Origin of the sequence: Salinibacterium sp. M195, from assembly GCF_019443965.1 — a bacterium.
GTDB lineage: Bacteria > Actinomycetota > Actinomycetes > Actinomycetales > Microbacteriaceae > Rhodoglobus.
Genome location: NZ_CP040814.1, coordinates 1,722,256 through 1,736,813 on the forward strand (window position 1 = coordinate 1,722,256; position 14,558 = coordinate 1,736,813).

Sequence of the window (14,558 nt, forward strand, 5' to 3'; positions counted from 1 at the left end):
CGCAGGATCGTCGGCTTCATGGGAGAATTGGGCGGATGTCTCCTCGCGCCTCTTACACACTTGAGCCTGCTTCGACCGATCCTGCGTTTATCCGCAACTTTTGCATCATTGCGCATATCGATCACGGCAAGTCCACCCTCGCTGACCGCATGCTTTCGGTCACGGGGGTTGTTAGCGACCGCAATATGCGGGCGCAGTACCTCGACCGCATGGATATTGAGCGTGAGCGCGGCATCACCATCAAAAGCCAGGCAGTACGCATGCCCTGGTCGCTTACCGACGAAAACGGTAAAGAGCAGGCCTACGCGCTCAACATGATTGACACCCCAGGCCACGTTGACTTCAGTTATGAGGTTTCGCGTTCGCTGGCAGCCTGTGAGGGTGCAATCCTCTTGGTCGATGCGGCCCAGGGCATCGAGGCTCAGACTCTCGCCAACCTGTACTTGGCGATGGAGAACGACCTGACGATCATCCCGGTGCTCAACAAGATCGACCTGCCGGCGGCTGATCCTGACAAGTACGCCGAAGAAATCGCTGGCCTCATCGGTTGCGATCCCTCTACAGTGCTTCGCGTTTCCGGCAAGACCGGCATCGGCGTTCCCGAGCTTCTCGACGAAGCAACGCGCCTCATCCCGGCTCCCGTCGGTGACCCAACCGCTCCTGCCCGTGCCATGATTTTCGACTCGGTCTACGACGCGTACCGTGGCGTCATCACGTATGTCCGCATGATCGACGGCAAGATGGCACCGCGCGAGAAAGTCATGATGATGTCGACGAAGTCGGCCCATGAGTTGCTCGAGATCGGCGTGAGTTCGCCAGAACCGACCCCGACGAAGGGTCTCGGCGTTGGTGAGGTTGGATATCTCATTACCGGTGTGAAGGATGTTCGACTGAGCAAGGTCGGCGACACGGTCACCAACTTTGCCAAGCCGTCGACACAGCCGCTCAAGGGTTACTCCGAGCCGAAACCGATGGTCTTCTCGGGGCTCTACCCGATCGATGGTTCCGATTATCCGGTGCTGCGCGAGGCTCTCGACAAACTGAAGCTCTCGGATGCCGCTCTGGTCTACGAGCCGGAAACGTCAGTGGCGCTTGGTTTCGGTTTCCGTTGTGGGTTCTTGGGCCTGCTGCATTTGGAGATCGTGCGTGAGCGTCTCGAGCGCGAGTTCAATCTCGACATGATCGCTACGGCGCCATCGGTGATTTACGAAGTGATGGGTGACGACAAGAAGTTCACCACCGTGACGAACCCGAGCGAGTTCCCTGGTGGCAAGATCGGTAGTGTGAGCGAACCGATGGTGAAGGCATCCGTTCTTACGCCGAAGGATTTCGTCGGAACGGTGATGGAACTCTGCCAGTCGCGCCGCGGAACCATGCAGGGCATGGAATATGTCGGAACCGACCGGGTGGAGCTTCACTACACGATGCCACTCGGCGAGATTGTCTTCGACTTCTTTGATCACTTGAAGAGCCGAACGCAGGGCTATGCAAGCCTCGATTATGAGCCAAGCGGACATCAGGAAGCCGACCTCGTCAAGGTCGACATCCTGTTGCAGGGTGAGGCTGTTGACGCGTTCAGCGCGATCGTGCACCGCGATAATTCGTATGCTTACGGCGTGCTGATGACCGAACGCTTGAAGAAACTGATTCCGCGTCAGCAGTTTGAGGTTCCCATTCAGGCAGCGATCGGGTCGAAGATCATCGCGCGCGAGTCGATTCGGGCCATGCGCAAAGACGTTCTTGCTAAGTGCTACGGCGGTGACATCAGCCGTAAGCGCAAGCTCCTCGAGAAGCAAAAAGAGGGCAAGAAGCGCATGAAGATGGTTGGCCGTGTTGAGGTTCCGCAGTCTGCGTTCATCGCAGCGCTGTCTGGTGAAGTCGAAGCCGGCAAAGAGAAGAAGTAGACGAAGTGGATGCCCGCACCTACCCCAATGCGCCCGTAACGTACGGCGCGGTCGGTGCCACGCGCGGCAGCACTTTTACCGTTCTTCCGCCGGAGGGCTTCCGCCGTGTCGAACGTAGCGCTCGGATTGGGCATGGGGATGAACGCTGGAATTTTGCACGCCAGCAGGTTCTGACGTGGGGCATCAAACGTCGCAGCGGATTTGGCGTGACGCTGCTGCCTCGTGACCCGCTCGGCAACTTGCTCGATCTGTCTCACGATAGTGATTCGCACCCTCAAGTTCGCCCCGGCGACACCATCGTCTTGTCGATCGGGCGTGGGCGGTTTACTGCACACGAGCCGGTGCGGGTTGTGTACGTCGTAGATCAGCCCAAGACCGCCGGGTTCGCGTACGGAACGCTAGAGGGGCATCCGCTGCGGGGTGAAGAGTCATTCATGATCGAACGCCGTGACGATAACTCTGTGTGGGTTACGGTCCGCTCGTTCTCGCGACCATCGTCAACGAAGTGGATGTTGCTGTCGCCTGCTTTGCGAATCTTGCAGTACATCGTGGTTGGCCGGTATTTGCGCGCGTTGGCTGGAGCAATTCCTTCGCACTAACTCGCCGCCGCACGCATTGCTAGCGGGTATTATCTGCGCTGGCTGAGGGCGGCGATTGCTCCAAGCACGTCGTCGAGCCCCTGTACGAGATCGTCAACGACGAGCACGGCGCCGGTCTCACGGAGGTCAGCTACCGAAAAGGCACCGGTCGCAACGGCGATGAATGGTAACGAGGCTGAGTCGGCGGCGAGCCCATCATTGGGTGTATCGCCGACGATCACGTGGGTGCCTTCGCCGAGCAGCGGAGCAACGAGCGACGTGAGGTGGTGTCGATCGGGGGAACGATCGCCGAAAAACGAATAGTCCCAGTCGAAGTCATCGATTGAGTACCCGGCGGCGACGAGTTTGATCCGGGAGTGCTGAGGGCCGTTGCCGGTCAGGAGGGCGTTTGTCCACCCGCGCTTGGCGACTTCGTGGAGGGCGTTGTGACCCCCAACGACGGCTTCGCGAACGAACCCGCTGTCGTGGGCTGCTTGGGTGCGCGCATCGAGTTCGACGAGGATGTCGTCCAGCAGAGTGGCGGGGTGCCCATTGAGTTCCAGGAGTTGTGCCAACAGCTGACCCTCTGTCATGCCATGAGGGTTGGAGATGAAGTGAACTGGCGGTGCACCGGTGACGTGGGTAAAGGCGTCGCGATAGACCGTCGCGCCCTCCCGGGAGTTGCGGATGAGGGTGCCGTCAATGTCCCACAGGATATTCGTTTTCACCGTTATATGCTCCCATGCGTAAGGTGCGACAATTGACGAGTCGCCGCACGCGTATGTCGTGGCGCGCTCACATTTTCAGCAGCTTAGGGGACTCGTTCGTGCCAGGTGCTTTGCCCATTGCCGATCCTGCCCCTCTCGATGGAGCGCTGCCGGACAGCGCCGCTGCGGGCTCGGAGACTCGACCGTGGAGCGTGTATATCCACGTTCCGTTCTGCCGGGTGCGGTGCGGTTATTGCGACTTCAACACGTACACCAGTGAGGAGCTGCGCGGCGCTAAGCGGTCTGACTACGCAACGGAAGCTATCGCCGAAATGGCGCAGGCATCCACGGTTCTGACTCAGGCAGGGGTCGCTCCTCGCCAAGCATCGACGATCTTTTTCGGTGGCGGCACTCCAACGCTGTTGCCGGTAACCGACCTCACGCGCATGCTTGCTGCTGCGCGCGACACCTGGGGCTTTACCTCGGATGTCGAGGTAACGACCGAAGCAAACCCTGACTCTGTAGACCGCGAGTATTTGCTTGCGCTCAAGGAAGCTGGCTTCACGCGCGTGTCCTTCGGAATGCAGTCGGCCGTTCCGCACGTGCTCGCGACGCTTGAGCGCACTCACGATCCTGAACGCGTTCCCTCGGTAGTGACGTGGGCCCGCGAGGTGGGGCTCGATGTGAGCCTCGACCTGATCTATGGCACTCCGGGGGAGAGCCTGGAAGATTGGGAACGTTCGTTAGATCACGCTATCGCTCAGAATCCCGATCACATTTCTGCCTACGCGCTCATTATCGAGACGGGCACGAAGCTTGCGGCGCAAATCCGTCGCGGGGTCGTTGCTGCGGTCGACGACGATCTGCAGGCCGACATGTATGAGTTGGCAGAGCAGAAGCTCAGTGCTGCAAGCTACGAGTGGTACGAGGTCAGCAACTGGGGCAAATCGAGTACTGACCCTGACGTTAGTAACACCAGTCGCCACAATTTGGGCTACTGGTTGGGAAACGACTGGTGGGGTATCGGCCCCGGAGCGCACAGCCACGTTGGTGGAGTTCGCTGGTGGAACGTCAAGCATCCCGCTGCCTATGCCGACCGCATTGCGGCCGGACACTCACCGGGAGCTGGCCGAGAGACGCTTGCAGACTCCAGCAAATATTTGGAGCACGTCTTACTGCGCACCCGAGTGCGAAACGGGCTTCTCATCAACACTCTCGATGCTGATGGACGCAAGGCGGTCGCCGGGCTCATTGCTGAAGAACTTGTAGAGGCGCGAGCCGCACTGAGCGGAACGATCGAGCTCACACTAAAGGGGCGCCTGCTCGCGGATGCCGTGGTGCGGCGCCTGCTCGCTGACGCCCCTATTTAGAGCGCGAACGTCGAGTTATTTAATGAACTCGATGGTCACCGGGTACTGGTACGCCTGACCGTTATTGGCGGCGACGGCCGCAATGATGCTGAAAATAAGTACTGCGATGCTGGCGGCAATTACAATCAGGTAGCCGATGACGACGATGCTGAGCACAGCGCCGACCGCATAGGCAATCGTCATCGTGATCTGGAAGTTCAACGCCGTGCGGGAGTGTGCTCGCACAAACGGTCCACGATCCTTGAGCACTAGGTAGCCGATCAGTGACGGCAGGAACCAGAAGAAGATACCTCCGACATGAATCAGCGTCGCCCAGAGCTTCTCGTCACTCGGACTCATCGGTTGGATCGTTGCGTACGGGGAAGCGGGAGGAGGTGTGGAATCTGACATGACTCCATTAAACCCTGACTCGGACAAAAAAGTAGTCCCGTGAGCCGAAGCTCACGGGACTATGCCCTACGGACTAGCCGTTGGGGCGAATTACTCGATGAGAGTTATTACTTGATGAGGCGAAGGGCGAAGGGGTAGCGGTAGTGCTCGCCGTCCTTTGCCTTCGTGAATCCAATGATGGAGAAGATGAGTCCAACGGCCCAGATTGCGAAGCTCAAGAGCGTCTGAACGATGGCGAAGAGCCCCAGCGTCACCACGGTAAGAATGGAGCCGATGATGAACAAGGCGACTTGCGCGATCGCCAACGTGATCTGGAAGTTCAGCGCCTCTTTCGCTTCGGTGTTGGTGAAAGCTCCGCGGGCCTTGAAGACCAACCAAATGATGAGTGCTGGTGGGAAGCTAATGATGCCGCCGAGGTGGGCGAAAGACGCCCACTGCTTGTCTTCGGCTTCTGTGAGAGGAGCGGCGGGCTGAGGGGCGGCTGGCTGGGGGGTTGCGTCAGTCATGTGTTCGTGCCTTTCAGGTGAACGAGGGAACTTCCCGGGTTTCATCGGAGTGCTCGGTGTAACACCTGAGCATTTCCACAATTAGGTAGCGCTCAAGTACACAGACACGCTAGCGCTATGACTCGCGCGGTGCAACGGGTATGTCCCGGTGTGTCGAGTAAGATTGGCAGTCGTACGGATTGAGTGCCAATCAGGAAAGGTGGGTGGTGGCATGGTTTCCGCCCGCGGACTTGACGTGCTTCGAGTCATCGTGCAGGACTACGTTGCTACGCGCGAGCCTGTCGGATCCAAGTCAATTGTTGAGCGACACTCCTTCGGAGTGTCAGCAGCAACGATTCGCAACGACATGGTTTTGCTCGAAGACGAAGAGCTCATCGCCGCGCCTCACACCTCGTCTGGTCGTGTACCGACCGATAAGGGCTACCGCATGTTCGTCGATCAGCTCGCCGATTCGCGCCCACTATCGAGCGCTCAGCGGCAAGCGATCGAGTCGTTTCTCGGTCAAGCTGATGACTTGGATGACGTGCTTGCGCGCACCGTGCGCATGCTGTCCCAGCTAACGAATAGTGTCGCTCTCGTGCAGTACCCTTCCCTTGCTACCGCTCGCGTGCGTCACATTGAGTTGGTGCCGCTGAGCCCCGTACGCATCATGACGGTATTCATCACCGATTCTGGCCGCGTCGAGCAACGACTTATCGATGTTTCAGAGCCTCTAGATGAAATTTTCCTGGGGGAGATGCGCGCCAAGCTGAACTCTGCGCTGAGTGGGCAGTCGCTGCCTGATGCAGCGGTAACGCTCGCCACTTTTGCGGAGATTTTCGCGGTCGAGCGTCAGGCGGTCGTCAGCCAAGTGGCATCAAGCCTGGTGGAACAAGTGTTTGCTAATCGTCATGACAAACTGGTTTTGGCGGGTACAGCAAACCTTGCGCGCACCGAGCAAGACTTCTCGGGCAGCATTTATCCCGTGCTTGAGGCAATAGAAGAGCAGGTTACGTTGTTGCGTCTCTTTGGAGAGATGGAAGTAACCAGTGGATCTGTTTCCACTCGCATTGGCAGAGAAAATGCAGAATTTGGACTTGAGGAGACATCTGTCGTAACTGGCGGATACTCCTCCTCGGGTGGTGGCATTGCACGCTTGGGCGTTTTGGGCCCAACACGCATGGACTACTCGAACAACATGGCAGCAGTTCGCGCGGTTGCGCGATACCTGTCGCGACTTTTGGAAGAAAATTGAGCTCGTAAGGAGCAATCGGAACTTTGGCAGATCATTACGAAGCACTCGGTGTTGCACGCGAGGCTACGCCCGAAGAAATCAAGAAGGCGTACCGCAAGTTGGCGCGCGAGTTGCACCCTGACGTCAACCCCAGCACGGATGCCTCCGAACGATTCAAGGGCGTAACTCACGCCTATGACGTACTGAGCGATCCGCAGCAGCGCCAGCAGTACGACATGGGTGGCAGTGGTGCTGGCGGATTCGGCGGAGCCAACTTCGGCTTCGGCGACATCTTTGAGACGTTCTTTGGCGGCGGTGGTGGCCAAACCGCTGGCCCTCGTTCACGACGTGAGCGGGGTCAAGATGCCCTCCTTCGCGTTGAGGTAAGCCTGAAAGACACGATGTTCGGCGTGACCCGCGATATCGAGGTCAACACTGCCGAGCTCTGCGAAACGTGTGAAGGAAGCTGTTCCGCACCGGGTTCCTCGCCCGTTCGTTGCGATATCTGCCAGGGCAGCGGCCAGATCCAGCGTCAAGTTCGCAGCCTCTTGGGCAACGTCATGACGTCGAGCCCGTGCGGCACGTGCCGCGGCTACGGCAACATCATTGTGAACCCCTGCGCCACTTGTGCCGGTCAAGGCCGGGTTCGTGCTCAGCGCACCATCTCAGTTGACATTCCCGCAGGAGTCGAAACAGGGTTGCGTTTGCAGATGCCTGGTCAGGGTGAGGTCGGCCCAGCAGGCGGACCGCACGGTGATCTGTTCTTGGAGATGAAGGTGCGTCACCATGACGTCTTCAGCCGCTCCGACGACGATTTGCTCGCAACCGTCGAGGTCCAGATGCTCGACGCAATTCTGGGAACTACCGTCACGCTCGACGGTTTGGACGACAAAGTCGAAGTGCACATCAGGCCAGGCACCCAGAGTGGCGAGGTTCTCACGGTGAAGGATCGGGGAATTACGGCTCTGCGCGGTGGCGGTCGCGGTGACTTGAAGTTGGGCATCCAAGTGGTCACGCCCACCAAGTTGAGCGGTGCCGAGCAGACCTTGATTAAGCAACTTGCTGCTGTTCGTAAGCACAAGGCACCCGAATTTTCCGAGTTCCAGCAGGGACTCTTCGCGAAGCTTCGCGACCGGTTCCTGTAGGCGACCACGGTGGCTCACCTCTATATCGATGAAGAGCTCGACGACGCGAAGGTCGGCGACACCGTTTCGCTGACCAAAACGGAGGCGCGACACGCAGTAACGGTGTCGCGGCTCACCGTTGGCGAAACGATCGCGATTAGTAACGGTGCTGGGCTGACAGTTTCTGGGCCGATTACCGTGGCTGAACACACCGAGCTCAGCATCGAAGTCATCGAGGCACTGCGCACGCCTCGCAGTACGCCGGCGGTGTTCCTCGCCCAAGCATTGGCCAAGGCCGATCGTGACGAGCTTGCGGTGCAAGTAGCAACAGAGCTCGGAATTGATGGAGTGATTCCGTGGTCGGCAGCGCGCAGTATTTCGCGCTGGCAAGGCCCCAAAGTGGCCAAGGGGCGCGACCGATGGGCCGCCATCGTGCGCGAAGCGAGCAAACAGTCGCTGCGCACGTGGTTACCCGATGTGCTTGACCTTGTCACGACGAAACAGTTAGCAGCTTTCGCATCCAGCACCCGGATGCTCATCCTCGAGCCCAGCGCCACAGAAACGCTTGCCGACCTTGACGTCGATGATCGCGACATCGTGCTCGTCGTGGGGCCAGAGGGCGGAGTCGCGGATCACGAGCTCGAACTGTTGACGGCGGCCGGAGCATCCACTGTTCGGCTCGGCAACGAAGTATTGCGCACCTCAACAGCGGGCCCGGCTGCACTTGCCGTGTTGAACGTCAAACTTGGTCGCTGGGGTTAGAGGTTTAGGCTAGAGCCATGTCTGATTCCCCTTCGATCTTCACCAAGATCATCGCTCGCGAGATTCCCGCGGATATTGTCTTCGAGTCAGATTCCGTAATCGCCTTCCGCGATATCGCGCCTCAGGCACCCGTTCACCTGCTTGTGGTTCCCAAAACCGAAGAGTTTGCGAACGTCGCAGAACTCGCAGTAGGCAACCCCTCGCTCCTAGCCGAGCTGGTCGCGGTTGCACAACAGCTCGCCATGGAACACACCGGTGGGCAGTTCCGATTGATCTTCAATACCGGCGAAAATGCTGGACAAACCGTGTTCCACGTTCACGCTCATGTGCTCGGTGGAAACCTCGAGGAAGGCACCCTTGGTCACTAGTGACTCTGAGTCCGCACGCAGTGTAAAGACCGATCCCGACGAGCTCGAGAGCGTAGCCATCGAAGTGGATGGCGTAGCTATGGTGCGGCTGTTAGGCCCACAAGACCGATTGCTTCGGGTCGTGGAAAGCAAGTTTCCGGATGTCGAAATCCACGTTCGCGGAAACGAAATCACTTTGACCGGTGACACAGAATCCGTCGCCGCTGCCGAAGATCTCGTCGACGAACTCATCGCGATGGTGCGTGATGGTCATGACCTCGGTACTCACGACGTCGAATCATCAGCGAGCATTCTGCGCCAGAATCAAGGCAGCCCGAACACACTTCTTGGTCAGACAATCCTCACTGCCCGTGGCAAAGCGATTCGCCCCAAGACGTTAGGTCAGTCGCAATACGTCGAAGCAATGGACAACAACACCATTGTTTTCGGCATTGGGCCGGCAGGAACAGGCAAAACCTATTTGGCGATGGCCAAGGCCGTGCAGGCGTTACAGCGCAAAGAAGTTGACCGCATTATTCTCAGCCGACCCGCGATTGAGGCGGGGGAGCGCCTGGGCTTCCTTCCCGGTTCGCTGACCGACAAGATCGACCCGTACCTTCGACCGTTGTACGACGCACTCAACGACATGATGGACCCAGAATTGGTGCCCAAGCTCTTGGCTGCGGGCACCGTTGAGGTCGCGCCTCTCGCGTATATGCGTGGCCGCACTCTCAATAAGTCCTTCGTTGTCCTCGACGAGGCGCAAAATACGACCCCGGAGCAAATGAAAATGTTCCTGACCCGGCTGGGATTCGACTCCAAGATGGTCATCACGGGCGACGTCACGCAGGTCGACCTGCCCGAGGGGGCAAGCGGCCTGAAGCTCGTCTCGAACGTGCTGACAGACATCGACGACATCCACTTCGCCGAACTCACCAGTGCCGACGTTGTGCGGCACACTCTCGTGGGCAAGATCGTTGATGCTTACACCACCTACGATGCTGAAAAGCAACTCGATGAGTACAACCGCAACAACCGACCGCGAGCTCGCAGCCGCAATCACGAGGGACGATAGCGTGTCAATTGAAATCAACAACGAATCAGAGATTGACGTAGACGAGCACGCGTTTCAGCGACTGTGCACCTTCGCGCTCGACCAGCTTCACGTTCACCCGGATGCCGAACTCGGCATAGTTTTCGTCGATGAAGCCGCAATGGAGCAACTCCATGTGCAGTGGATGGACGAACCCGGCCCCACCGACGTGCTGAGCTTCCCCATGGACGAATTGCGCCCGGGAACTGAAGCTCACCAGACGCCGGCAGGGCTGCTCGGCGACATCGTGGTGTGCCCGCAAGTGGCGATTTCTCAAGCGGAGACCGCCGGACATCCGCCCCTCGAAGAAATGCTTCTGCTCACCACTCATGGACTCCTACACTTGCTCGGCTTCGATCATGCAGAACCCGACGAAGAAAAAGAGATGTTTAGCCTTCAGCGCGAGATCTTGTTGGGCTTTGCGCTTGCCGAACGAAGTAGGTAGCCAGCCATGCTGAATGGCATATTCATCGCCGTAGCGATTCTCTTGGTTTCGCTCGGCGGATTGCTGGCAGCGGCGGACGCGGCACTCACCGTGCTCAGTCGAAGCGACCTCGTCGAACTCGCTGGTCGAAGTCGCGCGAAGAAAGCAATTCTGGCGATCGCCTCCGACTTGGGTGCTCACTTTAACGCGCTCAACTTCATGCGAATTGTGCTCGAAACCACGGCCGCCGTTCTCGTGACGCTCGTGTTGGCCACCGTTTTTGAACAGTGGTGGTTTGCCCTCCTGTTCAGCGCTCTCATCATGACCGGTGCTTCGTTCGTTCTCGTCGGGTCAAGCCCGCGAAGCGTTGGACGTGCGCACTCCCGCAAGGTCATTCAGATTTCGGCACCGCTAGTGCGAGGCATCCGCGTAATTCTGGGGCCGATTGCGGATGCGCTCGTCGCCATCGGCAACCGGGTGACCCCTGGGCGCCCGCGCACGGCAACGTTCTCGAGCGAAGAACAACTGCTGAGCATGGTCGATGAAGCCACAGAACATGAAGTGCTGGATCAAGACGATCGCGACCTCATCCACTCGATCTTCGAGTTCAACAACACCGTGGTGCGGGAGGTCATGATTCCGCGCACCGACATGGTGACCGTTGACGCCGACGTCACGGCGAGTGCAGCGATGGGACTATTCCTGAGCCGCGGCGTCTCCCGAGTGCCGGTAATTGGTGAAGACATTGACCAAGTAATGGGCGTGCTATACCTGCGCGACATCGCCCGCGTGGTCTACGAACAGCCCATCGAGGCCGATAAGCTCAGCACCCGAGAGCTGGCTCGCCCCGCGTTGTTCGTGCCAGAGTCGCAGCGTGCCGACAGCCTGCTGCGTCAGATGCAACTCGAATCTAACCACCTCGCGATGGTCGTCGACGAATATGGCGGAATCGCAGGACTAGTCTCATTGGAAGATCTCATTGAAGAACTAGTCGGAGACATCTCTGACGAATACGACCGTGAGGTCGCGGAGTTCGAGGAACTCACGGATGGCATATTCCGCGTAAGTGCGCGGTTGCCGATCGACGAGCTGGGCGACCTCTTCGGCCTCGAGCTTGATGACGATGAAGTCGACTCTGTTGGTGGCCTCATCATGAAAACTTTGGGCCGGTTGCCTGAGAGCGGTGCGGTAGCGCACTACTCCGGGCTTGTGCTCACCGCAGAACGCACCGAGGGGCGGCGCAAACGCATCAGTACGGTGCTCGTAGCCCGAGATCCCTCGTTCGATAATCAGCACGACTCAATCTCGAATGATCGAGAGAACGGTGAATCACAGTGACCGACGCCAGTGAGTTCAGAGCAGGATTCGTGACCTTTGTTGGTCGCCCCAACGTCGGAAAGTCGACGCTAACCAACGCGCTTGTTGGCGAGAAAGTCGCCATCACTTCGTCGAAGCCCCAAACGACGCGGCGAGCCATCCGCGGGCTCGTTCATCGCAAAGATGGCCAGCTGATCATTGTTGACACCCCCGGAATGCACCGCCCGCGCACGCTACTGGGCGAGCGCCTCAACTCGATCGTCAAAGACACTCTTGGTGAAGTCGACGTGATCGGCCTCTGCATTCCTGCCAACGAAAAAATTGGTCCTGGTGACCGCTACATCAACGAGCAGCTTGACTCGTTTCCCCGCGCGAAGAAGGTGGCGATCGTCACCAAGATTGACGCGTCATCGCGTCCCGGTGTCGCTGAGCAACTTCGTGCCGTCAGCGAACTGCGCGACTGGGATGAAATCATCCCGATCTCGTCATTTGACAGCATCCAGCTCGATATCTTGTCTACCGAGCTCGTGAAACTCATGCCTGTCTCGAAGGCGCTGTACCCGGATGACGCGGTCACTGATGAGTCGACAGAGTCACGGGTTGCCGAACTCATCCGCGAAGCAGCGCTCGAGGGCGTCATGGACGAACTCCCGCATTCCATCGCCGTCACTATCGACGACATGATTCAGCGCGATGACAAAGATCTTCTCGAAGTCTTTGCCAATATCTTTGTCGAGCGCGACAGCCAAAAGGGAATCATCATCGGCAAGGGCGGCGAACGACTGCAAGATGTTGGGGCGCGTGCTCGCAAAGAAATCGAGAAGCTCGTCGGTAAGCAGATCTACCTGTCGTTGCGGGTAAAAGTAGCCAAGGAATGGCAACGCGACTCTAAACAGCTCGGTCGGCTCGGTTTTTAGATTTCCATCGCGAGCCATACATCGCAAGGATGATTCTTGCCCTGACGAAGACGAGTTGCGCACGTCGACTCTAGGCGACGCGTAGCCTGAGTCCATGATTCGGCATCTTTCGCGTGGTGCGCTGATTTTCGATGCGAGTGTCGCACTCGTCGCAGTCGCGCTTCGATATCTCCTCGGAGTGAACGAGGCGCCGCTGTGGGCTGTCGTGGCGATATTGGGAGTAGCTTTCGCGCTACGCCGGTTAAGCCCTGCCATAGCGCTGGCTGCTGCGTGGTTAGGCGCCCTCGCACAGATGGTGTTCTTGCTTCCCATCGATGGAGCAAACCTTGCGATCATTGCTGTGCTTTTTTCAGCGGCGCGGTACGGGCGCTCGTGGGTGAGGCGGGCGGGGCTAATCTCGGTCGTTGCCGGATCAGTGCTCGGTGCCATGTACCTCAGCGTCTTTTACTGGGGGCCAACACAGCCTGACGATTGGGCGACCTTCGTCTGGCCGCAAAGCCCCGGCGAGTTTATGAGCCTTGTGGGCACATTCGTAGGAATGACTGCGTTGCTTGGTCTGAGCTGGACCGCGGGATTGCTCGCGAGAACACAGGCGATCGCTCGGGAGAGCAAGAGCGCCAGACTGGTAGCCGAGTCCGTAGCTGCAGTAGAGCTCGAGAGAAATCAGATTGCGCGAGATATGCACGATGTTGTTGCCCACTCACTCGCGGTTGTGATCGCCCAAGCAGACGGAGCGCGGTACGCATCGGCTGCAGATCCCGCCATGGCTGACTCTGCGCTGTCGACGATCTCTGGTACCGCGAGGGAAGCCCTGACCGATGTGCGGCTATTGCTGGAACAGCTGCGGCATAGCCAAAGTCTGGGGCCGCAGCCCGGACTGGCTGACATCTCTGCGCTAGTTGAGCAAATGCGCTCAGCTGGACTCCAGATCGAGGTAGTCGAGAATGGTCCGTCAGTGGAGCTTCCTGCCGGCAAACAGATTGCTCTCTACCGAATAACGCAGGAGGCCATGACTAACGCGCTGAGGCACGGGGACCCTGCTGCGCCTGCGCTTCTCAGTATCGAATGGAGTGGTGAAACCGTGACCGTGACTATGAAGAATCGAATTGCGAAACAGGACTCGCTGGCAGAGCAGCGAACAGGCCACGGACTCATTGGAATGCGAGAACGAGCACTTCTGACCGCAGCTCAATTGGATGTCGGTCCTGAGGGCGAGAATTTTTTGGTTCGCTTAGCCCTGCCGACAACACAATGACCCGCATCAGAGTCGGTTTAGTCGACGACCAAGCGCTCTTTAGAGCAGGCATCCGGATGCTGATTTCATCTCAGCCAGATCTCGAATGCGTTGGGGAAGCGAGCGACGGATACGAGGCCATCACCATGGTGGCGGCGGCGCGCCCTGATGTTGTGCTGATGGACCTTCGGATGCCGGTGATGGACGGCATTGAGTCCACTCGGTCAATTCTCAGCGGGCGAGATCAGAAACTACCTCGAATAGTGGTGTTGACTACCTTCGACCTCGATGAGGCCGCTGCCCGGGCGATTAGAGCAGGAGCGAGCGGCTTCGTGCTCAAAGACGCTGAGCCCGAGTTCTTGCTTGCCGCTATTCGGACCGTCCACGCGGGAACGAGCGTTATTGCGGCGTCTGCAACCCGTGAGCTGTTCGAACACTTTGGCAGTGCTCCTTCGCAACGCCCCCCTGAATTCGACACTCTGACAGCGCGAGAGCGGGAAATATTCTCGCGCGCCGCCCGCGGACTGAGCAACGCGGAGATTGCCCGCTGCGAATTCTTGAGTGAAGCGACAGTCAAGACGCATGTCAGCCGCATTCTCTCGAAACTCGGCCTTCGCGACCGCGTGCAGCTGGTCGTCTTCGCGTATGAAAATGGACTTGCCTGAGTCATCC

General features: G+C 58.6%; 16 protein-coding genes. 13 read left to right on the forward strand and 3 right to left on the reverse strand.

The features are described from left to right. Positions 1–35 precede the first annotated feature (35 nt). Together lepA and FFT87_RS08260 are read left to right on the forward strand one after the other, a co-directional pair. Entirely contained in the window at positions 36–1,904 is a 1,869-nt protein-coding gene (gene lepA / locus FFT87_RS08255) for a translation elongation factor 4 (protein ID WP_219948280.1), read from the forward strand. 5 nt (positions 1,905–1,909) lie between these two features. Next, entirely contained in the window at positions 1,910–2,503 is a 594-nt protein-coding gene (locus tag FFT87_RS08260; protein WP_219948281.1) for a DUF1990 family protein, read from the forward strand. A 29-nt stretch (positions 2,504–2,532) separates the two neighbouring features. Here FFT87_RS08260 and FFT87_RS08265 read toward each other — a convergent pair whose 3' ends face one another. Continuing rightward, on the reverse strand, positions 2,533–3,210 hold the full coding sequence (locus tag FFT87_RS08265; protein ID WP_219948282.1) for an HAD family hydrolase: 678 nt from the start codon (positions 3,208–3,210) through the stop codon (positions 2,533–2,535). A 98-nt stretch (positions 3,211–3,308) separates the two neighbouring features. On the opposite strand from FFT87_RS08265, the gene hemW reads away from it, so the two are divergent. Next, on the forward strand, positions 3,309–4,559 hold the full coding sequence (gene hemW / locus FFT87_RS08270; protein ID WP_219950764.1) for a radical SAM family heme chaperone HemW: 1,251 nt from the start codon (positions 3,309–3,311) through the stop codon (positions 4,557–4,559). A 15-nt stretch (positions 4,560–4,574) separates the two neighbouring features. On the opposite strand, the gene FFT87_RS08275 is transcribed toward hemW, so the two are convergent. Both FFT87_RS08275 and FFT87_RS08280 read right to left on the reverse strand, forming a co-directional pair. Continuing rightward, on the reverse strand, positions 4,575–4,949 hold the full coding sequence (locus tag FFT87_RS08275; RefSeq protein ID WP_219948283.1) for a DUF4870 domain-containing protein: 375 nt from the start codon (positions 4,947–4,949) through the stop codon (positions 4,575–4,577). A gap of 107 nt (positions 4,950–5,056) precedes the next feature. Then, complete coding sequence (locus tag FFT87_RS08280) at positions 5,057–5,455, reverse strand: DUF4870 domain-containing protein (protein WP_219948284.1); 399 nt, start codon at positions 5,453–5,455, stop codon at positions 5,057–5,059. Positions 5,456–5,666: 211 nt separating this feature from the next. On the opposite strand from FFT87_RS08280, the gene hrcA reads away from it, so the two are divergent. The 10 genes from hrcA (at position 5,667) to FFT87_RS08330 (ending at position 14,551) form a co-directional block, all read left to right on the forward strand. After that, on the forward strand, positions 5,667–6,689 hold the full coding sequence (hrcA, locus tag FFT87_RS08285) for a heat-inducible transcriptional repressor HrcA (RefSeq protein WP_219948285.1): 1,023 nt from the start codon (positions 5,667–5,669) through the stop codon (positions 6,687–6,689). 23 nt (positions 6,690–6,712) lie between these two features. Beyond that, on the forward strand, positions 6,713–7,813 hold the full coding sequence (gene dnaJ, locus FFT87_RS08290; protein WP_219948286.1) for a molecular chaperone DnaJ: 1,101 nt from the start codon (positions 6,713–6,715) through the stop codon (positions 7,811–7,813). A 9-nt stretch (positions 7,814–7,822) separates the two neighbouring features. Next, positions 7,823–8,554 carry a 16S rRNA (uracil(1498)-N(3))-methyltransferase gene (locus FFT87_RS08295; RefSeq protein WP_219948287.1) on the forward strand — a complete coding sequence of 244 codons (732 nt, stop codon included), beginning with the start codon at positions 7,823–7,825 and terminating at the stop codon, positions 8,552–8,554. 17 nt (positions 8,555–8,571) lie between these two features. Further along, positions 8,572–8,922: a histidine triad nucleotide-binding protein gene (locus FFT87_RS08300; protein WP_219948288.1), complete on the forward strand. Its 351-nt coding sequence runs from the start codon at positions 8,572–8,574 to the stop codon at positions 8,920–8,922. After that, complete coding sequence (locus FFT87_RS08305) at positions 8,912–9,976, forward strand: PhoH family protein (protein ID WP_219948289.1); 1,065 nt, start codon at positions 8,912–8,914, stop codon at positions 9,974–9,976. The genes FFT87_RS08300 and FFT87_RS08305 overlap by 11 nt, the downstream gene beginning before the upstream one ends. Position 9,977: 1 nt before the next feature. Then, on the forward strand, positions 9,978–10,439 hold the full coding sequence (gene ybeY, locus FFT87_RS08310; protein ID WP_219948290.1) for an rRNA maturation RNase YbeY: 462 nt from the start codon (positions 9,978–9,980) through the stop codon (positions 10,437–10,439). Positions 10,440–10,445: 6 nt separating this feature from the next. Then, positions 10,446–11,756 carry a hemolysin family protein gene (locus tag FFT87_RS08315; protein WP_219948291.1) on the forward strand — a complete coding sequence of 437 codons (1,311 nt, stop codon included), beginning with the start codon at positions 10,446–10,448 and terminating at the stop codon, positions 11,754–11,756. Continuing rightward, on the forward strand, positions 11,753–12,652 hold the full coding sequence (gene era / locus FFT87_RS08320; RefSeq protein ID WP_219948292.1) for a GTPase Era: 900 nt from the start codon (positions 11,753–11,755) through the stop codon (positions 12,650–12,652). The genes FFT87_RS08315 and era overlap by 4 nt, the downstream gene beginning before the upstream one ends. Positions 12,653–12,746: 94 nt before the next feature. Further along, entirely contained in the window at positions 12,747–13,907 is a 1,161-nt protein-coding gene (locus FFT87_RS08325) for a sensor histidine kinase (protein WP_219948293.1), read from the forward strand. Continuing rightward, positions 13,904–14,551, forward strand: coding sequence for a response regulator transcription factor (locus FFT87_RS08330; protein WP_219948294.1), 648 nt, complete (start codon positions 13,904–13,906; stop codon positions 14,549–14,551). Before FFT87_RS08325 ends, FFT87_RS08330 begins: the two co-directional genes overlap by 4 nt. The last annotated feature ends 7 nt before the right edge of the window (positions 14,552–14,558 follow it).